We start from the raw sequence: 21,864 nt of genomic DNA, 5'->3' as shown, positions 1-21,864 counted from the left end.
ACTCGGCAAACACATAGGCATCTCTTGTCTTTTGCCCAGTTTCGCGTAGCGTGGAGGGGAACGCAGTGGAGGCAAAGGGGTACCTGTGGTGGGACAGCGGAAATGGAAAACACTCTCAGCGATCGCTCTTGCGGTAGCTTTTCTTGTGTCTGGCACGGGGCCCGTGCTCGCGAACACCGCGCTTGCAGCAAGCCACGGTGACACTCCGCCACTACCGGCTTCCGACCCCTTCGTCGCCCCCGCGTGTGAGGGCTCATCCCCCTCCGACTCCGATCTAGCCGTCACCGGCCAACAGCTCGAGAACTACAACCGCGGTGGCATCGCCGTGCTGTACGGCTCCTCTGGCAAGCGTTCTGACCGCGCCGCCCAGGCGCCGGGCTGCGGCACCCGCTACGTCGCTTCCGAGGGCGGGCCCGTATCGGAGTGGATGTACTGCACTGACATGGCGAAAGACACCTGCCTCAACGTGCGCCCAGACGGGAGTCTTGAGACAAAGGACGGCTCCGAGAAAGTCACACCATTGGAATGGCTTGACGGCAACGACAAGCTCACTCCCGCTCAAACCAGGGTCATCGCCTACATTCTGCAGAACGACCTCACTATCACCCGCCCGCCCGCTGCGGATGTGACGAGGGCGTCCAACCTGAATGTTCACGAACGGTATGCCCGGCAGATGCTGGTCTGGTGCGTGTCTGACGGCGACCTGTTCGGGGCAGGCGGAGAGAACAACCGCTGGTGTAACGCGAACATGAGCGCCGAACGCCAGGCTGAGATCTTGACCTCGATTCCCGAAACGCCCCTCCTCGAACTTTCGTTGTCTGGTGGCTATCCAGAGCTCCCTGTCGGAGTCACTGCGAGGCTCCGAGTCTCGACGAACTTGTTCAACCAACCCATCGAGCTCACGACCATCGGTGAGGACGTCGCCGTGTGCGACGGCGATGCCACGCTGCAGGATGGTCGACTCACGGTACGCGGCAGCGACCCGAATGTTGCGGAGGTCGTGGAGCTCTGTGTCACCGGCAACACCCCCGGGGTCACAACCGTCGAGCTCGGCATCACCCCGCAGTCATCGAAGTACCTCAGCTGGGCGCAGTCAAACCACTTCACCAACTCAGAAACGTGTCAGGTGTTCGCGGCGTTCGAGCGCAGTCGCCCGGCGAAAGTTGGAGCCCTGACCCGCCTGAACTTTGTCGAGGATGCGGGCACGTTTTCGTTGCGGAAAGAGCTCTCAGGCATCCCATCGAGCGCCTTCCCCAAGGGAACAACCTTCCCCGTCCACGCCACCTGGGAAGGCGGAGCCAAAACAATTGAACTCCCAGCAGACGGCACCCCAGTGCCCTCCGGCGTCACACTCCCCGAGGGAACCGTCGTCACGCTCACAGAAGGCGACCTCCCCGAGACCCCGGAGGGATACACGTTCACCTCGAACGCGCTCTCTGCCGAAACCATCACCATCCTCGCGGACGATAACCCCGACATCGCCTGGTCCGTCACCAACACGTACAAGCGCGAACTCAACGGGTTCAACCTCCGAAAGACACTTAGCGGAGTGAGCGCGAAGGACTTCCCTGCCGGAACACACTTCACAATCACCGCGTCCTGGACCGTCGACGGCAAGGAAACCAGCCGCGAATTCTCCCTCCCCGCAGACGGCTCAATCGTTACCGGCCCGACAAACCTCCCCGTTGGCACCTCGGTCACACTCAAAGAAATCAAGATCCCGAAACTCGAGGGCTACACCTTCACCGGCGTGACGTTCACCCCTGACACCTTCAAGATCGCCACGGGACAGCCCCTGCAGATCACCGCAGAAAACACCTACCACAACACACCCCTCGCTTCCGAGGGCACGTTTTCGTTGCGGAAAGAGCTCTCAGGCATCCCATCGAGCGCCTTCCCCAAGGGAACAACCTTCCCCGTCCACGCCACCTGGGAAGGCGGAGCCAAAACAATTGAACTCCCAGCAGACGGCACCCCAGTGCCCTCCGGCGTCACACTCCCCGAGGGAACCGTCGTCACGCTCACAGAAGGCGACCTCCCCGAGGCCCCGGAGGGGTACACGTTCACCTCGAACGCGCTCTCTGCCGAAACCATCACCATCCTCGCGGACGATAACCCCGACATCGCCTGGTCCGTCACCAACACGTACAAGCGCGAACTCAACGGGTTCAACCTCCGAAAGACACTTAGCGGAGTGAGCGCGAAGGACTTCCCTGCCGGAACACACTTCACAATCACCGCGTCCTGGACCGTCGACGGCAAGGAAACCAGCCGCGAATTCTCCCTCCCCGCAGACGGCTCAATCGTTACCGGCCCGACAAACCTCCCCGTTGGCACCTCGGTCACACTCAAAGAAATCAAGATCCCGAAGCTCGAGGGCTACACCTTCACCGGCGTGACGTTCACCCCTGACACCTTCAAGATCGCCACGGGACAGCCCCTGCAGATCACCGCAGAAAACACCTACCGCAACACACCCCTCGTCACGACTGGCAACGAAGGGTTCCTTGCGCTGGCGACGCTCGGTGGGGTACTGACGGTTGGTGGCTTCACGCTGGCACTGCTCGCGAGGAAACGGAGCGAGGTGTAGAGCCGCCCCGGACACCCCAAACTTCGATCACGACAACGAGCGCGGCCATGACGCCCGCGGCGACCAGCGCCGCTACTGGCGGAGTGACCCCCGCGAACGCGAGTAGCGGGCACAACGCGACGAGCGCGGCCCCGAGCACGAAGCATGCGCTCTGCGCGCTTGTGAGGTGTCGCCGCAGAATCAGCGCCCACACACCCAAAATGAAGACCGCAACCGGCACCGCAAGCAAGAGCATTGCCTCGGCCGCGGTCACCGCCGCGCGCCCTGCCTCGTAGTCCAAAAGAACCTTGATTCCGGTCGAGAACGCACCCGCTGCAGCAAACACGAGGTAGTGCCCGATGCCGAACGGCAGCCCATTACGTCGGTTCTGCAGCCACTCACCCGCGTCCGTCGAGAAGTAGATCCACCACATGCCGGCGGCGAGCGCGAACCCGCTGAATCCGATCAACACGAAGTCCGTGAGGTGAGTTGCTTCTTCAATGGCGTTCGCGGCCGCGGTGGTCGCCGCGAGCACCGACTCAGCGAGCACGATCAGCGTGAACGAGCCGAACCTGTCGACAATATGGCCCGGGTGCCAGGGGGTTTGGCCGGCGCTCTCGGCGAATGCAGGAACGGCGAGCTCTGCGATGACAAGCACGCAGAATAGCGGCTTGGACCAGTGATCGGGCACGAACGCGAACAACACCCAGAACACCTGGACGGCGCTGACACCAATTGCGAATCGTAGAGCAGTGCGCCGGAATTCCGGCTGGCCACAAGCGACTCTGACCCACTGCGCAACGAGCGCAAGCCGCATCACGACATAGCCGCCGATAATGAGCCCGAAGTCACCGGAGACCATCGCTGGGGTCGCCCCCACTGCGAGCACAATCGCCCCGGCCATCTGGCTGAGCGTAAGCACACGATAGAGCCAGTCGTCGGAGTCAAATGCGCTCGCAAACCACGTGAAGTTCATCCACGCCCACCACACGGCGAAGAAGACCATGAGGTAGGCCACGACGCCCTCACCGATGTGCGCACTGGTTTCGGCTCGGAAGAGTTGCGCAGACGAGAGCGATACCGCAATCGCGAAGACTAGGTCGAGGAATAGCTCCAGCGGGCTCGACGATCGGAACACTTCGAGCGGATCTCGCGCCCTCGTCTTTGGAATACCCAGACGGCGGGGGTGTTCAGCAGCGCCCATGTGCGACTCCTCAGGTTGTCTCTGAGAATCCTATTCAAGAGCGGAGCATTGCTGTGGCTCAGCGGAGTGAGGCTCCGGAGCGGTTCCCGCTACGGCCGCTCCTTCTCCTGCTCCACGTGCCCCGCTACCCCGGCAGTCCAATACCCGACGGCGCGGTGCCGCGCTCTCGGCTGCGCATGCACCCGTCGCAGGATGCTTCTAATCCGGCGCGACGCTGCTGCCTCGCAGGCGACCCAGGCGTACCCCGGGCCTTCAGGCAGGCTGATCTCTTCAACGGCCTCCGGCAGGACGCTCTGCGCACCGCCCTCACCCACGATCCAGGTCCAGGTCACCTGGCCGCGGGTGTCAATGTGCTGACGGTCACTCTCGCTCGGCACCTCGACTACGGCTTGGACGCGCGCGCCTGCGGGCAGCTCCTCGACGATGCGAGCAAGCCCGGGTAAGCCCGTGGCGTCGGCGACGAGCAACTGCCATTCACTGTCTTCTGGCGGCATGTGGTAAGCGCGGGACTGTGCTGCGCCACGGAAGACCCCAAGAACGTGGCCTGGTTCGGCGGCCTTCGCCCATGCGGAGGCAACCCCACCGTCGTGCTCCACAAAATCGACGTCAAATTCAGTACCCCCGTTAAACACTGCGCGCGCGGTGTAGTGGCGCCACGGCGGCGACTGGTCCTCCCGCACAATGCCCGCGTGCTCGTCATTAAAGTACGAGATGTCTGCGACGGTCTCTCCCGGGTGCGGAAACGCGAGGTCGATGCGCTCGTCACCGCGCCCGTCGTCAAACCACCGCCATTGGCCCTGTGCCCGCAAGCGGACGCGGATCATCGACGGGGTGAGCCGGGCAACGGACACGACCTCGGCTGGTTCACAAAATGCCATCTGTTATTCCTTCGTATGGGGTGTACTCGTGCCGCGCGAGGGGCGCGCGAGCACGGCTTTCGGGATGACCATCGGAGCGCCCGTCTCAGGATCGACCAGAATTCGGCAGGGCAGGTCGTAGACCTCATCAATGAGTTCTGCGGTAAGAATCTCGGCGGGCGGGCCGGCCGTGACCACACCGCCGCTCTTCATTACGATGAGGTGCGATGCATAGCGTGCGGCCTGGTTCAGGTCATGCAACACGGTGACGATCGTGCGATCGAGGTCTCGCCGGAGCGTCTCGAAGAGCTCCAGCAGTCCGTACTGGTGGGTGATGTCGAGGAACGTGGTTGGCTCATCGAGCAACAGCACTGGTGTCTGCTGGGCGAGCACCATCGCGACCCAGACTCGTTGACGTTGCCCGCCCGAGAGCTCATCGACGAGCCTCCCCGAGAGCTCGCTGACGCCCGTCGCTTCCATTGCCTCCACCACGATTTGCTCGTCTGCCTCCGACCAGCGATCGAACATTGACTGGTGTGGGTAGCGGCCGCGGGCGACGAGATCTGCGACCCGGATTCCGTCTGGCGACAGCGATGACTGCGGCAACAATCCCAGCCTCGTGGCGAGCTGTTTCGTCGGGATCTTGGAGATCTCGCGCCCCTCCAGTGTGATGTTCCCTGCCGCATACGGCAGGATGCGGGCGACAGCGCGTAGCAGGGTTGACTTGCCGCACGCGTTCGGCCCGATGATCGCGGTGAAGCCGCCGGCGGGCACGGAAAAGCTCACGTCTTCACAGACAATTCGGTGCTCATACCCGACTCGCGCGCCGGTGATTTCGATTGCGGCCGCGGCGGGCGAGACTCCTCCGTCTCGCGGCCGTGGTGGGAAAGTTGTCGTCATGCTTTTCTCCGGTATTCGCTGGCCAGAAGCCAGATCAGGTAGGTGCCTCCAACGATGACCGTCACCACGCCGACGGGATACCCGAGCAGTTGGGCGAGGACATCTGAGGCGAGAAGAACACCAGCGCCGACGAAGGCCGACGGTACAAGCACGAGGCCAGTGCCGCCCACTAGGCGTCTGGCGATCTGTGGGCTCGCGAGCGCGATGAACGCGATCGGCCCGGCCGCCGCGGTGACGAGCGCGGTGAGTGCGACGCCCACGATCACGGCTGCGGCGCGCACCCTATTGGCGTGGATGCCGAGCGCGCGGGCAGCGTCATCGCCGAGTTCGAGCTGGCGCACTCGCGGCGCAAGGCTGGCGACGAACCCGGTGAGCACCACCAGCATCGCTGCCATCGGCCAGAGCTGTTCGTGGCCGAGCCCGTTGAGCGATCCCGCTGCCCACACGGCTGCAAGCATTGCCGAATCGACATCGGCAGAGAGCAGCAGCATCGAGTTGAGCGCCCCCAACAGCGCCGCGACGCCGATGCCCATAATGATCAGCCGGAACGTTCCGACCGTGCCTCGACGGAGCGCGAGCAGGTACACAATCGCTGCGGTGACCGCGCCGCCGATGAGCGCCCCGGCAGCGACCTCAAGGTAGCGGGCTGATCCCAAGAGGAGCATCACCACGATCGCGCCGGTGTAGGAACCGGTTGAAAAGCCGATGATGTCGGGTGAGCCGAGCGGGTTGCGTGTGAGCGATTGGAAGATTGCACCAGAGAGCGCAAGCGAGACGCCGCACAGAATGGCAAACAGCAGTCTCGGCAGCCGCCACTCGAAGACGACGAGTCGGGCCCGCGGGTCAGCATCGAGGTAGATCAGCGCTTCGAACACTTGCCCGGGTGACAGCTTGTACTCGCCGAGGCCGAGCGACACTATGCCGAGGGCGAGTGTGACCGTGGCGAGGGCGGCGCAGACGACGATGCTCCGCACGCTGAATAGGTCAGACACGCGACCGGCCCGAAAGCTGACAGCCCGGTAGCCGTGATCGATCGATGCGGGGGTCGTTCGTGCGCGGCCAGTTGAGGGATCGCGCAGGAGGCCACTCATAGCTCGCTCACCGACTTCCGTCGCGCGAGCAAGATCAGTACTGGTGCGCCGATGAGCGCTGTCACGAGGCCGACGCGAAGCTCCCCATTTGGGAGGAGCACCCGCCCAACAATGTCTGCGCTGAGCACCAGGATCGGTGAGACGATGATGCTGAAGGCGAAGATCCACCGCTGGTCGGGCCCAACGAACCAGCGCACCACGTGCGGAACCATGAGCCCAACGAACGCGATCGGCCCGGTGAGCGCGGTCGCTGTCCCGGCGAGCAGCGTGACCGCGACGATCACGGCGACCCGCAGGTGGTCGATTTTTACGCCAAGGGACATCGCCAGTTCGTTTCCAAGTGCGAGCGCATTAAGCGGGCGCGCGACCGCGCATGCGACGAGCACACCGAGCACGATGAACGGCGAGAAAGAGACGATGACATCGAAGTCCCGCCCAGCGAGAGAGCCAACTCCCCAAAAGCGCATTGCGTCGAAGGTATCGCGGCTGGCAAGCACGATCGCAGTTGTGACGCCTCCGAGCACTGCACCGATCGCGACACCTGCGAGCGTGATCTTTGCGGGCGTTGCGCGGGTGCCGCCAACCGAGCCCAATGCATAGACGACGAGTGTCACCGCCCCTGCGCCGAGCATCGCAAACCACACATAGCCAAGTGGTTGCGTGATGCCGAGTATTCCAATCGCCACGGTGACGGCGAAGGCCGCCCCGGCATTCACACCGAGGATGCCGGGGTCAGCGAGCGGGTTGCGTGTGAAGGCTTGGATGAGCGCGCCGGAGAGCCCGAGGGCCGGGGCAACGACGAGCCCTGCCACGGTTCGCGGGATTCGCAGTTCGTGGACTGTCACGTGCGCCTCAACGCCTCCGTCGTATGCCCACAGCGATTCAATGATCGTGGTCGCAGAAATACCCCGAGCCCCCACACCAATGCTCAGCAGAATCACCATCAGCAATACGCCGCTCAGTACGAGGAGGCCTGCAATGCGGGAGGCGTTGCCGCGGGCGACGCCTCCCGCATTTCGACCGGCGACTTCTGCGACTGCAGGCGGCACCTCGCCGGGTGGATGCGTGCGCACAGGCAGCTCCTTACGAATGATTGAGCCTTCGGCAGCCGAGCCAGCTCCGATAGCGACGCGCGGCGTCTTAGCGTGCGACGAGCTCTGCGAGCTGCGGTACGAGGTTGTCGAGCGCCCACGGGATATTCAGCGCGGTTGGCGAAGAAGTCGCCCACACAAGCGAGGGGTCGGTGAGCACGAGGTCTTTGCCGTTCGCAACCGGCTTCCAAATGCTCACGAGCGGGTTGCCGAGCGTGCGCTCTTTGTCGTTGTCGCTCCCTGCCCACGCAAGGAACACGTCGACGTCGTCAAAGTCGCCAAGCAACTCGAGGCTCGTACTATCGCTCGAACCCAGCGTGCTGCGCTCGGCGAAGTCCATGATCGACTTGGGGGTCGTGAATCCGAGGGCCTCGACGAACTCGACGCGCGGGTCTGCCGGGAAGTAGAACGTGAGTTCGCTCGTGCCTTCGGTCATTCCCATGCCGTAGGCGAGGCTCACACCGTCGAATTCTGGGTGCTCTGCAGCGTGCCCGGCAAAGAGCTTTTCGGTCGACGCGAGCAGTTCGGCAGCCTGCCCTGAGCGCCCGAGAGCCTTGCCGACGGTCGCCGTCAGGTCTTGCCAGTTCGAGGCCCACGGCTGCTCAGCGTAGGCGACGGTAGGCGCGATGTCTGCCAGCCGCTTGTAATCCTCATCTGAGATTCCGGAGAACGGGGCGAGAATAACGTCGGGGTCGAGCCCGAGAATCTGTTCGAAGTTCACTTCGCCCGAGCGCTCTTCGGCCTTCAGCGTCTCGGGCAGCGGTTCGCCCATCGCTTCGACCGTGTCGCGGAACCACGGGAGGTACCCCTCGTCGTCGGCGCCCCACCCGTACGCGGGAACGGCAACCGGAACCACGCCCAGCGCGACAACGGCATCCTCTGCTGCCCACCCCAGTGTCACCACGCGTTCGGGAGCCTCCTCGATCGTCGCTTCGCCCAGCGCATGCTGAATCGTCACTGGGAACTTATCGGTGGCGCCGCTAGTGGTCGCCCCCGCGGAGCTACCGGCCTCCGGTTGGTCGCCCTGTGCACCGGTGCACCCGGTAACGAGCAGAGCCGTCGCGACGAGCACGGCGAGGAGGGAGGTCGGTTTCTTCAGACGCATGGAAGAGCTTTCTGGTCAGAACACCCTTACTCACAAACAAAGTAAGGCTTACCTAACCAACATACGATCTTTCCGCGGCGCATGGCAGACAACTATTTACGCCGTACAGACACTGTCCCGTGGTCGCCAGACATGACCACAGACTCACTGGCCGAGCTTTGGGTGGAACTCGCGGGGTGTCCGCCCGAGTACCCGATGGAACGCGCTACTGAATGCACTGATTGTTGAGTAACCGACACGACGCGCGACCGCGCCAACTGCAAACCCCTGATCGAGTAGCCGCGTCGCCTGGTCCATCCGAGCGCACGTCCGCCACTGGCTAAACGTCATCCCAGTGCTGTTTTGGAAGGCGCGAGCCAGAGTGCGACTACTCACCGAAAGCCTGACTGCCCACTGCTCAATCGACTGATCATCGGCTGGGTCTAGCAGCAGATGTCGACAGATCAAGGCAATTCTGGGGTCGTGAGGAATCGGAAGCTGAATCACAGGGTTTGGTTCGGTCGAGATCAAATCGAGGCAGACCCGTTGCGCCTGCACTCTCTCGCCCCGGGGCATGCCAGCCTCCGCGAGGTGCAGCAGTAGTTCGCGAACGGCGACTGGCATCGTCACAGCCTTCAGGTCGTGTCCACGTCCGGGCACCGCCGATGGCGAGATGTGTAACGCAACCAGGTCGCTGTCTCGATTCGGCACCGCGTGTGGAGTTCCCGCGGGCACCCAGATTCCGTGCCCCAGGGAAACCGTCCGCGCGGCGCCCAAGACCTCCAGCTCCGCAGCCCCCGCTTCCGGCCAAAACACGACGTGTTCGGGATGAGTGTGTGGCTGTCCCGTACACGAGTTCCCCTCGTCCTCATAGACAAGGTTGAGTGCCCGGGTACGCAGAAGATACCCCTCAGGAATCGTCGTCCCAGTCACGGGTATCGCCCCCTTTGGGCGCGATACCCGTGACTCTCCACCATTGAACGCTGCCCGTTCCGCTGACTGCTCCACGCCTTGACACACACCCAACCATCGCTTGCCCAATGGGGCAAGGATAACCGCACTGGCCCGCGACCCGTGTCCGATTCAAGCAATCACTCAGGCACCCCACAGCGAGGGTGGAGGCGCGCTCCATACGCGCCTCCAACCTGGCTGTCAGCAGCTAGCCGGCAAGGCTCTTCTCGCGCTCGCGCAGATCCTTGCGCAGGATCTTGCCCGAGCTCGACTTCGGGATGACGTCGATGAACTCGACCTGGCGCACCTTCTTGTAGGGCGCGGCGCGCTCGATCACGAACTCCATCACGTCGGATTCGCTCAGCGCGCTTCCCTCGGCCCGCACCACGAACGCCTTCGGCACTTCCTCGCCGTCCTCGACAGTCACGCCGATGACGGCCGCGTCTGCGATCTCGGGGTTCGTAAGCAGCAGGGCCTCGAGCTCGGCCGGTGCGACCTGGTAGCCCTTGTACTTGATGAGCTCCTTCGCGCGATCCACGATCGCGTACCAGCCGTCCTTCGAGCGCACGGCGATGTCGCCCGTGCGGAGGAACCCGTCGGCCGTAATCGACTCGGCCGTCGCGTCGGGCCGGCCGAGGTAGCCGAGCATGACGTTCGGCCCCTGCACCCACAGTTCGCCGGGCTTCGTCAGGCCGTCTTCCCCGAACTCGGTGTACTCCTCGCCGGTTTCGATGTCGACGAGCTTGCAGGTGATGTTGGGCAGCGACATGCCGATCGACGAGCGCGGAATGTCGTCGCGATCGGACGGGATCATGTGCGAGACCGGGCTGAGCTCGCTCATCCCGAAGCCCTGGAGTACCTGAGTTCCGAGCCGCTTCGCCGCGCGCTCGGCGGTGGCGCCGTCGAGCGGGGCTGCGCCGGAAAGGATCGTCCGCACCGTCGAGATGTCGTATTGGTCAACGATGGGGTGCTTCGAGAGCGCGACCATGATGGGCGGCGCGACGAAGACGTACGTGCATGAGAACTGCTGGATGTTCTCGAGGAACTGGACGAGGTCGAACTTCGGCATCGTCACGAGCGATGCCCGCACGAAGAGCGCGATGTTCAGCAGCACCGTCATGCCGTAGATGTGGAAAAAGGGGAGCACGGCGAGCACCCGGTCGTCGCCGTTCAGGTCGAGCATGTGCCTGCTCTGCTCGACGTTCGCGACGAGGTTCTTGTGGGTGAGCATGACGCCCTTCGGCACCCCGGTCGTGCCCGAAGAGTACGGGAGCACTGCCACCGTCTCGGCAGGGTCGAAGCTGAGCTCAGGCGCGGGCGCGCCAGTGGTGAGGAAGTCGCGAAGACTCGCGTGCCCCTCGGCGCCGTCGAGCACCACGATCCTGTCAGCGGGGATCCCGGCGGCCTCGGCGCCCGCCACGGCCTGCGTGAGCAGCGGCGACACCGTGAACAGCCAGCTCGCCTTCGCGTCGCGCAGCTGCTTTTCGATCTCGGCCGCGGTGTAGAGCGCGTTGAGCGTCGTAACCGTCGCGCCGGCTCGCAGCACGCCGTGGAAGACGGTCGCGAACTCCGGGATGTTTGGGCTCAGCAGGCCGACAACGTCACCCGGCCCGACACCGCGGGCGGCGAGCTCACCGGCCAACGCCTCGATCTGCGAGCGCAGGGCACCGTACGTGGTCTCTGCCCCGGTCGCGGGGTTAATGAGGGCCACCCGGCCCAGCTCCTCCGGCCGCAGACCCCCGAACAGGTAATCGAAAATGCTAAGGTTCGGGATCTCGACGTCGGGGTGGTGGCTCGGGAACATACGGCTTCTCCTTTGAATGCTGTTCGGCGAGGCCAGCGCGAGGCACGCTCGGCTCCGTGCCTTGCCTGTGTACAGGCACAGTCTGGCGCGCTTCACGCGTCGCCGCCAGGGGCCACCGCTCAACGATTCACCCGCGCTCCTGTGCAGGTTCACAAGCCGCGCGCATGAGCGCGGGCTAAACTCGCCGCATGGTCACGACGGAGTCATCAGCCATCCCCTCAACCCAGCAGTCGCCGCCCTGGTTTTTGCTGCAGATATCCGCGCGCCGCGATCTGCTCGTCACCCGCGTCGTCGACGAGATCGTCGCGGGCGAGGCCGTCTACCGCGACCACCGGGTGAGTAGCGAGCTCTTCGAGATCGTCGAGGCGAACGTCGCGGCCCTGCTGTCTGAGCTGTGCGGCGGCCCAGAGTCAGCTACGCCCGCGCAGTGGGCGGGGCGCACGAAGGCCGAGAACGGCATCTCGATGGCCAGCCTCCTCCACGCCTACAGGCTCGCGGGCCTCGCGGTGCTGAGCGAGATCCGCGAGGTGACCGCCGGCACGAACGAGACCGATGCCGCGTTCGGTGCGGTCTCGGCTCTCTGGCAGATCCTCGACCGTTACTCGATGCTCGCCGTGGAGGCCTACCGCGAGGTCATCGACGCGAAGGAGCGCCGCAGCGGCCAATCGAGCCGCGCCCACCTGCTCGCGCTGCTCACTGGCACACCGCACCCCGCCCACACTGAGCGGCTGCTCGGCCTCCCCGAGACCGGCTGGTACTGCGTCATCGTGGCGTCCCTCGGCAGCACGGGCGACGGCCCCGAGCCCGACCCGGGCGCTGGCGTGCGCGGTGCCAGCGTCGCATGGACCCAGGACGCGGGCACCCACATCGGCATCCTCGGGGCGCGACGCCGCGGCGACCTCGAGGCCGCACTCACGGAGATCGCCGAGCGCGCCACGACGCGCACGGGCGCGAGCCGACCGTTTGAGCGGCTCTCGGACGCTCCGGTCGGGGCGGTCGAGGCCCGCAGAGCGATGCGCTGCCTTGCGCCCGAGGCCCGCGCGCTCAGCAGGTACGGTGACCGTCCGCTCGAGCTCGCGATCTCGTCGGGCCCCGATGTCGCCCCGCAGCTCACGGAATCGGTGCTCGGCGGGATCCTGGCCCTCGGCGAGGCCGGCGCGAAGCCGCTGCTCGGAACCATCGGGGCCTGGGTCGAGTCCGGCGGTTCGACGACGGACTCCGCGAAGCTGCTCCACTGCCACCGCAACACGGTGCTCTACCGGATGCAGCGCATTGCCGACCTCACGGGCCGCCGCCTGACTCATCCAGGCGACTCAGCCGAGCTCGTCATTGCGCTGCGCGCCCTTCGGCTACTGGGGAACGCCTGGCCGCAGGGCGACGCAGCTACGCCCGCGACGTAACGGCCGCAGCGCTCGCGAGCACGTCAAGACCAAACAGGTCGGCCATCGTGACCGCGCCGAGCCCGGGGCTCTCCGATGCGCGAATGGCGGCGAGCGCGGCAAACTCCCCGGTCGCACGTGACTGCCCGGATCCCGACGCCGCGAGCATCTCGCCCGTGCGCCGGTTCAGCGCGGCGACCCGCCACCTGTCGTCGCCCCAGTGGGGCGCGGCCGCGAGGATCCCGCGCAGCGCGGGCACCGCGCCGACGAGCGCGAGCCCCGCTGTTGCGAGCGGGCTCCCAAGCGTGAGGTAGGTACGCACCGTAACGCCCGCCGCCGCGAGCAACAGGTGGTCGGGGAAGTCGGTGCGCAGGTGGGTGCGGTCGCGCCCATCGATCGGGATCCTGCGCCGCTCGCGATAGTTCAGGATCTCGGCGCCATCTGGGGCGCCCCACACGGCGTTACCCGCGAGGCCCGCGGTCCACGCGACCGCCGCGGGCCCGTGGACCTCGCCAGTGCCGAGGAGCACGGACACGTCGATCTCATCACCGGGCTCGGACGCGAGCGCGGCGGCGAGCACGGTACTCGCGCCAGGAGCGATGCCCGCGCCGAGCACGAGCGTCGCGGCGCCCGACTGCGCGCGGAGGCCTCGCAGTTCGGCGAGGTAGGAGGTGGTCGCGGAGGTATCGACGTACGGGACACCTTCGAGCTCGCGCGAGGTCGCCGGATCATCGCGGCCGGAGGCATCAACCACGACGTCGCACTCGTGCGCGACCTCTCGCAGACGCCGCATTCCCGCCGCGCTCGAAAGGTCGAGCCTGACGGCTCCGGGCGAGGATCCTGCCCCGCGGCTCCCGCGAAGCGCCTCGTGGCCGCGCGCTTCGAGTTCGTGGGCCACTGCCCTGCCGACGGCCCCCGTGCCGCCGAGCACGAGCGCCCTCACGCGCCCTTCCGATCTCGGGAGCGGCGGCTGGCGAGCGACACGTAGGCACGGCTCAGCGCCGGCACCGCCCACGTCACGGCTATGGGCACGACGACTGTCATTACCGCCGCGGTAACGAGGAGGGGCGGCCAGCCCGCGAGCAGTGGCTGCAGAATTGCCTGCGCGATGGCGACGAGCGGGAAGATCGCGAGCCAGGTCACCGCGAGGCGCGCTGGGAGTGGGATCGGGGTCATAACATTCTCCAAATGATCGTTTGGAGATGAGAATATGCGCCCGCGGTTCAAATTGCAAACGACCGTTTGGAGTTGGGGTATCCTTGAGTCATGGCCTGGGACACTGAGCAGACGCAACGGCAGCTCCTCGACGCGGGAGCCACGCTCTTCGCGCGCCATGGTTTCGCCGGCACGACAATGGACGCGATTGGGCGCGAGTCTGGCGTGAACAAAGAGCGGGTGTACTCGTACTTCGGGTCGAAGAGCGGGTTCTTCGCGGCGGTGCTCGATGATCAGCTCGCCGACCTGCTCGACGGGATCCCGGTCAGCGGCAGCGGGCCAGCGGCCGTCGGGGACTACGCGCTTGCGCTCTTCGACAGACTCGAGGCGCGACCGGGTCTCGCGCGGCTTCTCGCGTGGGAGAGCCTCGAGCTCACCGAGGCCGTGGCCCTCGAGTGCCGCTCGCTGAGCTGCCAGGCGCTCGCGACGGGCCTCGAGGCGGCCCTACCGACGCCCGACCTTGAGCAGGCAGAGCAGCTACTCCTCTCAGTCGTCACACTCGTCGTCGGCTGGTGGACGCTCTCACGCGTCGCCGACACCATCCTCACCGGCGATACGACGCCAGAGACTCGCAGGGCGACGCTCCGGGCTGACGCCGAGGCGCTCGCGGCTGCGCGTCGCTGAGGCCCCCACCCGCGCGCCAGCGCAACCCGGCTAGGCTTGACCCATGCGCATCGCTACCTGGAACGTGAACTCGATCCGCACTCGATTCGGTCGCGTCGTTGACTGGCTGCAGCGCGAGGATATCGATGTCCTCGCCATGCAGGAGATCAAGTGCCGCCCCGACCAGTTTCCCGTCGAGGCGTTCGAGCAGGCCGGCTACCACCTCGAAATCAACGGCCTCAATCAGTGGAACGGCGTTGCGTTTGCGAGCCGCCACGAGATGACCGACGTCGCGCGCGGCTTCGACGGCATGCCCGGTTTCGGCAAGCCGATCAAGGGCCAGGAGGACGTCCAGGGAACCGGCCCGAACGGCCTGCCCCTCGAGGCCCGCGCGCTCGGCGTCACCGTCGGCGACCTGCGACTCTGGAGCCTCTACGTGCCAAACGGCCGGTCGCTCGACGACCCGCACCTCGAGTACAAGCTCGAGTGGCTCGCCGCACTGCGGAACAACGCTGAGACGTGGCTCGATGAAGATCCTGATCTGCCGCTCGCGCTCATGGGCGACTGGAATATCGCCCCGTTCGATGCCGACATGGGCGACCCCAGCTTCGTGCAGGGCCGCTCGACGCACGTCTCCCCCATCGAGCGCGCCGCGTTCGAGTCGTTTGCGCCGCTCGTGAGTGACGTCGTGCGGCCGATCGTGCCCGAGGGGTTCACGTTCTGGGACTACAAGGCCGGCCGCTTCCCAAAGAACGAGGGAATGCGCATTGACTTCATCATGGGCTCGCAGGCGTTCGCAGACACCGTGACCGGCGCGAGCATCCACCGCGACGAGCGGCGGGGCGACGCTCCGAGCGACCACGTTCCCGTCGTCGCCGACATCGACCCGAGCCTACTCGGCGGCACGTTCGAGGACGACTACGACCGCCCGATGGTGTTCTAGCGGCACGCGCTTCCCGCTCGAGGATTGATTTTCGGGAGCGGGAATAGTTCTCAGGATTGCTCGTTACATTTATATGCAAGCGCATATAAATGTGCGGGCGGGGCCCTCCCGGTCGCCGCACTCGCGCACCAGACCGCACCAACACCCAGGAGCACACCATGGAATTCGGGATCTTCTCCGTCTCTGACGTCACCCGCGACCCAGTCACGGGAGACACCCCGAGCGAGGCCGCACGCATCAAGGGCCTCGCGACCATCGCGAAGCACGCCGAGGACGTCGGGTTTGACGTCTTCGCGATCGGCGAGCACCACAACCCGCCGTTCTTCTCATCGACCCCCACGACGTTCCTCGCCTACATCGCGGCGCAGACCAAGACCCTGAAGCTCTCGACGAGCACGACGCTCATCACCACGAACGACCCCGTGCGCATCGCCGAGGAATACGCGATGCTCCAGCACCTCGCTGACGGCCGCATGGACCTCATGCTCGGCCGCGGCAACACCGCACCGGTCTACCCGTGGTTCGGCAAGGACATCCGCTCGGCGCTGCCGCTCGCCCTCGAGAACTACAACCTGCTGCACCGCCTCTGGCGCGAGGACGTCGTCGACTACGAGGGCAACTTCCGCACGCCACTGCAGGGCTTCACCTCGACGCCCCGGCCGCTTCACGACGTGCCGCCCTTCGTCTGGCACGGCTCGATCCGCACCCCTGAGATCGCCGAGCAGGCCGCATTCCACGGCGACGGCTTCTTCTCGAACCACATCTTCGCGCCGTCTGCGCACTCGCTGCGACTCGTCAACTTCTACCGCCAGCGCTACGAGCACTACGGACACGGCAAGGCAAAGCAGGCGATCGTCGGCCTCGGCGGCCAGGCGTACGTCGCAAAGAACTCACAGGACGCGATGCGCGACTTCCGCCCGTACTTCAACGAGGCCCCCGTCTACGGCCACGGCCCGTCGCTCGAGGACTTCATGCACCAGACGCCGCTGAGCGTCGGTAGCCCGCAGGAAATCATCGACAAGACGCTCTCGTTCCGTGAGATGTTCGGCGATTACCAGCGCCAGATGTTCCTCGTCGACCACGCCGGCCTCCCGACCGGCACCGTGCTGAAGCAGCTCGATCTGCTCGGCTCGGAGGTGCTGCCGGTGCTGCGCGCCGAGCTCGCGAAGCTCCGCGATCCCGAGGTGCCCGAGGCTCCCTCGCACGCAGACCTCATCAAAGCGAAGTACGGTGACGCTGCGCCCCGCGAGCCCCGCCCGAACCCGAACCGCGGCGACAACGTCACCGGCGGCTCGCCGTACCAGGACAGCCCGGCGAAGGCCGGCTCCGCCTTCGGCCTGTAGCCCTTCGGGCTTCTAGCCATTCGGCTTGCCGCCCGCTCCCCCAATTGTCACCAGCTTGTCGCTCACAGAGAGGATCACGACCGTGAGCAGTCACAGAACCGATATCAGGCTCGCCAACGAGGCCTGGGAGTCACTGATGACCGCGCACGCGCGCCTCTCGAGCGACTTCAGTGCCAGACCAATCTGGGGCGAGGCGAGCATGCGCGAGTACGACGTGCTCTACACGCTCGTGAAGCGCGGCGAGGCGATGCGCCTTTGTGACCTGCAAGAGGAGGTGCTGCTCAGTCAGCCCGCTCTGTCACGGATGGTGGATCGCCTCGCCACCCGCGGCCTCGTACTTCGCATGCCAGACCCCGAGGATGGCCGCGCGAAGCTCATCGAGATCAGTGAGGAGGGCGCGCGAGTGCAGCGTGAGGTTGGGCGCGCACACGGGCGCGACATTGGCCAGGCCATGCGCGCCCTCTCCCCAGAGGAGCTCCGTGAGCTTCAGCGCCTCACCGAGAAGCTCGTCGCCGCCCGGTCGGCGTAACCACGAGCGCAACACCCCAGTTTTTCGACTCTAGAACGCAAGAAAGCAACATCATGGCAGACATCAAGCAGCTCGTCGTCATCAACGCGGGCACCAGCGATCCTTCAACGACCAGGCTCCTCGCCGACCGGGCGACCACGAAGACGCTCGCCGAAGCCAAGCGTCGCGGCATCGAGATGGAGGCGCGCGTCATCGACCTCCGCCCGCTCGCGGGTGACATCACGGCAGCCCTCACCACGCAGCTTGTCTCGGCTGAGCTTGAGCGGGCGTCAGGCATTCTGCGCGACGCCGACGCGATCATCGCCGCGACCCCCGTGTACAAGGCGGCCGCGAGTGGGCTGTTTACCTCGTTCTTCCAGGTACTCGACAACGATCTACTCATCGGCACGCCGGTGCTGCTGGCCGCGACCGCCGGCAGCCCGCGGCACTCGCTCGTCGTCGACGATCAGCTGCGCGGCTTCTTCTCGTACCTGCGCACCGTCACAGCGCCCACCTCGCTCGTCAGCTCCCCCGAGGATTGGAACAGCAGCGAGTTCGGAAAGCGCGTTGACCGCGCAGCGACCGAGCTTATGGCGCTCGTCGCGGGTGGCTTCCGCGAGAGCGCACGCGGTGAGGGCTGGGAGGCTTACCAGCACTCGTATGGCAGCGCGGGTGGAACCGAGCTTGGCATCAACCTCGACTCCGACCTCATGCGCCTGGCCGCGGGCGGGCGCTAGCCCGCCCGGGCCGGCAGCCCTCTAGCGGGCCCGGCTCCGGTCGATTCGGCGCTGACCCGCGATATGTTCACTGATCCCGTACTCCCAGGGTTCAAGGTCCTCCATCCGGCGCACGGTGTTGAGCAGCGTGCCAAGATGCGGGCTCGAGATTTTCACAGTGTCGCCGTAGCTGTGGGTAAACCCGAGGCCGGGCGCACCACGATCCGCGGTCGGCGCGAACAGTGTTCCCGTGTAGAGCACGAACCCATCGGGGTACTGATGGTGCACACCGTGTGTAGCCGCGACCAGTTCCTCGAACGGGCGGCTGATGCGGCCCACGGAGTTCACCCCAGTCATGACGTACCCCTCGGGGCCGTCAACGCGCAGAGAGATCTCCTCTTCCCTCACCGACTCGAGGTTGAAGCCTGCGTCGAAGAGCCGCACAAACGGCCCGATGGCGCTCGAGGCGTTGTTGTCCTTGGCCTTTCCGAGCAGCAGTGCGCTTCGGCCCTCGACGTCTCGGAGGTTGACATCGTTGCCGAGCGTCGCGCCACGGATCGCTCCGCGCGAGTCGACCACGAGCACCAGCTCTGGCTCAGGGTTGTTCCAAGACGAGAAGTCGGGCACGCCCACTCCCGCACCGTAGCCAACGGAGGCAAGAACGGGTGCCTTCGAGAACACCTCTGGGTCGGGCCCAATGCCTACTTCAAGGTAGGCAGACCAGAGCCCCTGTTCGACAAGCAGTTGCTTTACCTCGGCCGCTGCAGCTGAACCCGGCCGCAGATCGGCGAGGCTCCCACCGATCGCCTCAGTGACCCGCTCGCGCATCTCAGCCGCAAGCTTAGGGTTGCCCGCGCAACGCTCCTCAATGAGTCGCTCGACCATCGAGTCAACGAAGGTCACCCCGCAGGCCTTCACAACCTGTAGGTCGATCGGCGCGAGCAATCGGAGGTCGTTTGCGCCGGCAGTATCGGTACTGCCTGCGAGCACGTCCTCGAGCGGCCAACGCTGCGCGGCACCGTTCTCCACTCCCGCGCGAACGACCTCAACTGAGTCATCTCGCTCGACCAGCGACGACACCGAGTCGACGCTTCCGCTGAGATCGACGAGGTAGTCACCGGCGACTGCGACGACGCGAGCCGCCCGCACCTCCGGGTCCCAAATACGCCCGACAAGCGTGGCGGTCGCGGCGTCAGCGGGCAGCGGCCCGGGTGCCAGTTCTTGTGTATCCATGTGAGACTTTCCTTCCGTGCGCAGCCGCGGCCCGAGCCGCCTCCGCGCTCCTAACGTTCGACTGGATCGCCGCCGGCGCGGAGCGCTCGGAGTTGTGCTCGAGTTGGCATCGCTTCCCAGTCGCCAGTTCTCAGGCACGCAAGCGCGCCACTCGCGGCCGCCACTCCCATGCGCTCGGGGAGGGAGCCGCCACGCAGGTGCTCCGCGAGGTACGCGCCAACAAACGCGTCGCCAGCGCCGACAGTATCGATTGCGCGCACGTTGACAGCTGGTTCGTCGTGCGCCACGCCCGCTACAAGCGCGTAGGCCCCCCGCTCACCGCGCTTCACCACGACTTCCCGCGGGCCAAGCGCGGCGAGTCGAAGTGCCAGCTCGGGCGCTGCCCCGGGACCGACAAGAATTTCGGCCTCGTCTTCTCCGGCGAACACGATGTCAGCAGCGGCCGCGAGCTCTTGATAGGTCGCGGCCGCGTCCTCCGCGGCCCAGAGCTTGCTGCGGTGGTTCACGTCGAATGACACTGTCACGCCAGCCGCCCGGGCTGCGGCGACGGCCGCAAAGACGGTGTCGCGCGAACTACTACTCAGCCCCGCAGAGATTCCTGTGATGTGCAGCACGCTCGCCCCCGCAATAAGCCCGCTCGGCAGGTCAGCCGGCGTGATGCCACTTCCAGCAGCGCCGTCGCGGAGGTAGCTCACACGTGTCGCACCTTCCCCCGTCCGCTCCTTCAGCATCATCGCGGTAAAGCGCTTCGGGTCGCGTGTCGCGTGCACGTCGACGCCCTCGCCGCGAAGTGTACGTTCGATGCGCTCGCCAAACGGGTCCGCTCCAACCCTGCCGACCCAGGCCACTCGCGCGCCAAGCCTGCTGGCACAGATCGCTACGTTCCCCTCGGCACCACCAAAACTAATCTCCGCCTGCGTGCCATAGGCGAGACCGCCCGCACCAACACCGCTGACAAGGCCGAGGCACTCACCAACCGTGACGAGCAACGGGGCGGTCAACACGCCACCTGCCGCACGGTCTCGGCTGCACGACGAGCAAGGTCGGCGACGGACGTTGGGCCTTCAGCGAGCACCGATCCCGAAGTGATCCAGCTGCCGCTCACGGCGGCAATAGCTGGGTGCGCGAGGTAGTCAGCAAGGTTCGCCTGCGAGACACCGCCGCTCGGAACAAAGCGCACCTCGGGGAACGTCGCGTGGAAGGCGTCAATCGCGTGGAGCCCGCCGAGCAGATTCGCCGGGAACAGCTTGACGAGGTGAAGCCCGAGCTCACAGGCGCGCATAATCTCGCTCGCTGAACCGACTCCCGGGACGAGTGGAAGGCCAACCGCGGCTGCGCGACGAACGACATGTTCCGAGAGCCCGGGCGAGACCAGAAAGCCGGCTCCGGCCTCAGCCGCAGCATCAACTTGAGCAGCCGTACGAACCGTTCCAACTCCGACGTGTAGGCGCCCGTCGGCAGCCAGCTCGCTGACCGCTTCAAGCGCGCCCGGGGCACGCAGTCCAACCTCGACGACGTTGATACCTCCGGCGCTGAGCCCCGCGGCAAGCGTCGACGCATCAGACCTCGAGGTCGGAACTGCGAGCGGAAGGACGCGGTGTTCGGCTAGCGCCGTCATCGTCCGAGCCACCCGCCGTCTACGGGAAGGATAATGCCAGAGACATACGCTGCCGCAGGGCTTGCGAGGAAGACCGTCGCGCCACCAAGGTCTGCCGGAGTTCCCCAACGGTTCGCCGGGATCCGTTCGAGGATCGCGCGCGACCGCTCCGGGTCCTCACGCAGCGCCTGCGTGTTGTCGGTGGCGATATAGCCGGGAGCGATCCCATTCACGGTGACGCCCTTACCCACCCACTCGTTACTCAGCGCTGCCACGAGGCCGGCAATGCCCGACTTCGCCGCGGTATAGCCCGGAACGTTGATGCCGCCCTGGAAGCTCAGCAGGCTCGCCGTAAAGATCACGCGACCTTCGCCCCGCTCAAGCATGCCCCGCCCGACAATCTGACTCAGCGCGAACTGTGACGACAGGTTCACCTGAATAACCTCGTCCCACCACTCCGCGGGATGCTCAGCCGCAGGCGCGCGCCGGATCGTCCCGGCGTTGTTGACGAGAATATCTGCGCCGGAGACCTGCTCACCAAACTGGCGCACGGCCTCGCGATCAGTGAAATCGACAGCGTGCCCGGTGAAACTGCGGCCGAGCGACCGCACAGCGTCGCCGGTCTCGCCACCACCCGGCTCTTGCTGACTGGACGCGGCGATAATATCCGCGCCCGCGGCCGCGAGAGCCTCGGCCATGCCACGCCCAATCCCGCGCCGCGCGCCGGTGACGACGGCAACCTTGCCGCTGAGGTCAAAGGGATTCATGTCTGTGTT

21 protein-coding genes are annotated in these 21,864 nt (G+C 65.8%); 7 read left to right on the top strand and 14 right to left on the bottom strand.

Annotated elements, in window-relative coordinates:
• Positions 1–88: 88 nt before the first annotated feature.
• Positions 89–2,590, top strand: a complete 2,502-nt coding sequence (locus tag FB468_RS11590) for a DUF5979 domain-containing protein (protein WP_141887482.1) — start codon at positions 89–91, stop codon at positions 2,588–2,590.
• Here the strand turns inward: FB468_RS11590 and FB468_RS11585 are convergent.
• The 8 genes from FB468_RS11585 to FB468_RS11550 form a co-directional block, all read right to left on the bottom strand.
• Positions 2,550–3,773: a low temperature requirement protein A gene (locus FB468_RS11585; RefSeq protein ID WP_141887481.1), complete on the bottom strand. Its 1,224-nt coding sequence runs from the start codon at positions 3,771–3,773 to the stop codon at positions 2,550–2,552. The two genes, FB468_RS11590 and FB468_RS11585, sit on opposite strands and share 41 nt — an antisense overlap.
• An 89-nt stretch (positions 3,774–3,862) precedes the next feature.
• The gene (locus tag FB468_RS11580) at positions 3,863–4,651 is read right to left on the bottom strand and encodes a siderophore-interacting protein (protein ID WP_141887480.1); all 789 of its coding nucleotides are present in this window, start codon (positions 4,649–4,651) and stop codon (positions 3,863–3,865) included.
• Positions 4,652–4,654: 3 nt separating this feature from the next.
• Positions 4,655–5,530, bottom strand: coding sequence for an ABC transporter ATP-binding protein (locus FB468_RS11575; RefSeq protein WP_141887479.1), 876 nt, complete (start codon positions 5,528–5,530; stop codon positions 4,655–4,657).
• On the bottom strand, positions 5,527–6,621 hold the full coding sequence (locus FB468_RS11570) for a FecCD family ABC transporter permease (RefSeq protein WP_141887478.1): 1,095 nt from the start codon (positions 6,619–6,621) through the stop codon (positions 5,527–5,529). The genes FB468_RS11575 and FB468_RS11570 overlap by 4 nt, the downstream gene beginning before the upstream one ends.
• Positions 6,618–7,694: a FecCD family ABC transporter permease gene (locus tag FB468_RS11565; protein ID WP_211359125.1), complete on the bottom strand. Its 1,077-nt coding sequence runs from the start codon at positions 7,692–7,694 to the stop codon at positions 6,618–6,620. The genes FB468_RS11570 and FB468_RS11565 overlap by 4 nt, the downstream gene beginning before the upstream one ends.
• Before the next feature lie 67 nt (positions 7,695–7,761).
• Positions 7,762–8,817, bottom strand: coding sequence for an iron-siderophore ABC transporter substrate-binding protein (locus tag FB468_RS11560; RefSeq protein ID WP_141887477.1), 1,056 nt, complete (start codon positions 8,815–8,817; stop codon positions 7,762–7,764).
• Positions 8,818–8,961: 144 nt separating this feature from the next.
• Positions 8,962–9,372, bottom strand: coding sequence for a helix-turn-helix transcriptional regulator (locus tag FB468_RS17690; RefSeq protein ID WP_425460826.1), 411 nt, complete (start codon positions 9,370–9,372; stop codon positions 8,962–8,964).
• 583 nt (positions 9,373–9,955) lie between these two features.
• Positions 9,956–11,551 carry an AMP-binding protein gene (locus FB468_RS11550; protein WP_141887475.1) on the bottom strand — a complete coding sequence of 532 codons (1,596 nt, stop codon included), beginning with the start codon at positions 11,549–11,551 and terminating at the stop codon, positions 9,956–9,958.
• A gap of 188 nt (positions 11,552–11,739) precedes the next feature.
• On the opposite strand from FB468_RS11550, the gene FB468_RS11545 reads away from it, so the two are divergent.
• Entirely contained in the window at positions 11,740–12,951 is a 1,212-nt protein-coding gene (locus FB468_RS11545; RefSeq protein ID WP_141887474.1) for a PucR family transcriptional regulator, read from the top strand.
• On the opposite strand, the gene FB468_RS11540 is transcribed toward FB468_RS11545, so the two are convergent.
• On the bottom strand, positions 12,935–13,873 hold the full coding sequence (locus tag FB468_RS11540) for an NAD-dependent epimerase/dehydratase family protein (RefSeq protein WP_141887473.1): 939 nt from the start codon (positions 13,871–13,873) through the stop codon (positions 12,935–12,937). The two genes, FB468_RS11545 and FB468_RS11540, sit on opposite strands and share 17 nt — an antisense overlap.
• The gene (locus FB468_RS11535; protein WP_141887472.1) at positions 13,870–14,106 is read right to left on the bottom strand and encodes a putative antibiotic biosynthesis monooxygenase; all 237 of its coding nucleotides are present in this window, start codon (positions 14,104–14,106) and stop codon (positions 13,870–13,872) included. The genes FB468_RS11540 and FB468_RS11535 overlap by 4 nt, the downstream gene beginning before the upstream one ends.
• A gap of 90 nt (positions 14,107–14,196) precedes the next feature.
• Between FB468_RS11535 and FB468_RS11530 the strand changes: the two genes are divergently transcribed.
• The 5 genes from FB468_RS11530 (at position 14,197) to FB468_RS11510 (ending at position 18,279) form a co-directional block, all read left to right on the top strand.
• Positions 14,197–14,769, top strand: coding sequence for a TetR/AcrR family transcriptional regulator (locus FB468_RS11530; protein ID WP_141887471.1), 573 nt, complete (start codon positions 14,197–14,199; stop codon positions 14,767–14,769).
• A 43-nt stretch (positions 14,770–14,812) separates the two neighbouring features.
• Entirely contained in the window at positions 14,813–15,691 is an 879-nt protein-coding gene (locus tag FB468_RS11525) for an exodeoxyribonuclease III (RefSeq protein WP_141887470.1), read from the top strand.
• A gap of 158 nt (positions 15,692–15,849) precedes the next feature.
• The gene (locus FB468_RS11520; RefSeq protein WP_141887469.1) at positions 15,850–17,034 is read left to right on the top strand and encodes a CE1758 family FMN-dependent luciferase-like monooxygenase; all 1,185 of its coding nucleotides are present in this window, start codon (positions 15,850–15,852) and stop codon (positions 17,032–17,034) included.
• A gap of 82 nt (positions 17,035–17,116) precedes the next feature.
• The gene (locus FB468_RS11515; protein ID WP_246055857.1) at positions 17,117–17,563 is read left to right on the top strand and encodes a MarR family winged helix-turn-helix transcriptional regulator; all 447 of its coding nucleotides are present in this window, start codon (positions 17,117–17,119) and stop codon (positions 17,561–17,563) included.
• A gap of 53 nt (positions 17,564–17,616) precedes the next feature.
• Positions 17,617–18,279 carry a CE1759 family FMN reductase gene (locus FB468_RS11510; protein WP_141887468.1) on the top strand — a complete coding sequence of 221 codons (663 nt, stop codon included), beginning with the start codon at positions 17,617–17,619 and terminating at the stop codon, positions 18,277–18,279.
• A gap of 21 nt (positions 18,280–18,300) precedes the next feature.
• On the opposite strand, the gene FB468_RS11505 is transcribed toward FB468_RS11510, so the two are convergent.
• The 4 genes from FB468_RS11505 to FB468_RS11490 are packed head-to-tail and all read right to left on the bottom strand — an operon-like array spanning position 18,301 to position 21,855.
• Positions 18,301–19,491, bottom strand: coding sequence for a fumarylacetoacetate hydrolase family protein (locus FB468_RS11505; RefSeq protein WP_141887467.1), 1,191 nt, complete (start codon positions 19,489–19,491; stop codon positions 18,301–18,303).
• Between the two features lie 50 nt (positions 19,492–19,541).
• Positions 19,542–20,492: a sugar kinase gene (locus tag FB468_RS11500; protein ID WP_141887466.1), complete on the bottom strand. Its 951-nt coding sequence runs from the start codon at positions 20,490–20,492 to the stop codon at positions 19,542–19,544.
• Complete coding sequence (locus FB468_RS11495) at positions 20,489–21,109, bottom strand: bifunctional 4-hydroxy-2-oxoglutarate aldolase/2-dehydro-3-deoxy-phosphogluconate aldolase (protein WP_141887465.1); 621 nt, start codon at positions 21,107–21,109, stop codon at positions 20,489–20,491. The genes FB468_RS11500 and FB468_RS11495 overlap by 4 nt, the downstream gene beginning before the upstream one ends.
• Positions 21,106–21,855: an SDR family oxidoreductase gene (locus tag FB468_RS11490; RefSeq protein WP_141887464.1), complete on the bottom strand. Its 750-nt coding sequence runs from the start codon at positions 21,853–21,855 to the stop codon at positions 21,106–21,108. Before FB468_RS11490 ends, FB468_RS11495 begins: the two co-directional genes overlap by 4 nt.
• Between the last annotated feature and the right edge of the window lie 9 nt (positions 21,856–21,864).

This window comes from Leucobacter komagatae, from assembly GCF_006716085.1.
Taxonomy (GTDB): domain Bacteria; phylum Actinomycetota; class Actinomycetes; order Actinomycetales; family Microbacteriaceae; genus Leucobacter; species Leucobacter komagatae.
This window is presented reverse-complemented; position numbering and strand designations above follow the sequence as displayed.

What these genes read in the sequence shown, in the direction of transcription:
- FB468_RS11530 (WP_141887471.1), top strand. Translation starts at nt 14,197, where the DNA reads ATGGCCTGGGACACTGAGCAGACGCAACGGCAGCTCCTCGACGCGGGA.
- FB468_RS11580 (WP_141887480.1), bottom strand. Translation starts at nt 4,651, where the DNA reads ATGGCATTTTGTGAACCAGCCGAGGTCGTGTCCGTTGCCCGGCTCACC.
- FB468_RS11535 (WP_141887472.1), bottom strand. Translation starts at nt 14,106, where the DNA reads ATGACCCCGATCCCACTCCCAGCGCGCCTCGCGGTGACCTGGCTCGCG.
- FB468_RS11505 (WP_141887467.1), bottom strand. Translation starts at nt 19,491, where the DNA reads ATGGATACACAAGAACTGGCACCCGGGCCGCTGCCCGCTGACGCCGCG.
- FB468_RS11510 (WP_141887468.1), top strand. Translation starts at nt 17,617, where the DNA reads ATGGCAGACATCAAGCAGCTCGTCGTCATCAACGCGGGCACCAGCGAT.
- FB468_RS11490 (WP_141887464.1), bottom strand. Translation starts at nt 21,855, where the DNA reads ATGAATCCCTTTGACCTCAGCGGCAAGGTTGCCGTCGTCACCGGCGCG.
- FB468_RS11520 (WP_141887469.1), top strand. Translation starts at nt 15,850, where the DNA reads ATGGAATTCGGGATCTTCTCCGTCTCTGACGTCACCCGCGACCCAGTC.
- FB468_RS11525 (WP_141887470.1), top strand. Translation starts at nt 14,813, where the DNA reads ATGCGCATCGCTACCTGGAACGTGAACTCGATCCGCACTCGATTCGGT.
- FB468_RS11545 (WP_141887474.1), top strand. Translation starts at nt 11,740, where the DNA reads ATGGTCACGACGGAGTCATCAGCCATCCCCTCAACCCAGCAGTCGCCG.
- FB468_RS11495 (WP_141887465.1), bottom strand. Translation starts at nt 21,109, where the DNA reads ATGACGGCGCTAGCCGAACACCGCGTCCTTCCGCTCGCAGTTCCGACC.
- FB468_RS17690 (WP_425460826.1), bottom strand. Translation starts at nt 9,372, where the DNA reads ATGCCCCGGGGCGAGAGAGTGCAGGCGCAACGGGTCTGCCTCGATTTG.
- FB468_RS11560 (WP_141887477.1), bottom strand. Translation starts at nt 8,817, where the DNA reads ATGCGTCTGAAGAAACCGACCTCCCTCCTCGCCGTGCTCGTCGCGACG.
- FB468_RS11575 (WP_141887479.1), bottom strand. Translation starts at nt 5,530, where the DNA reads ATGACGACAACTTTCCCACCACGGCCGCGAGACGGAGGAGTCTCGCCC.
- FB468_RS11585 (WP_141887481.1), bottom strand. Translation starts at nt 3,773, where the DNA reads ATGGGCGCTGCTGAACACCCCCGCCGTCTGGGTATTCCAAAGACGAGG.
- FB468_RS11550 (WP_141887475.1), bottom strand. Translation starts at nt 11,551, where the DNA reads ATGTTCCCGAGCCACCACCCCGACGTCGAGATCCCGAACCTTAGCATT.
- FB468_RS11570 (WP_141887478.1), bottom strand. Translation starts at nt 6,621, where the DNA reads ATGAGTGGCCTCCTGCGCGATCCCTCAACTGGCCGCGCACGAACGACC.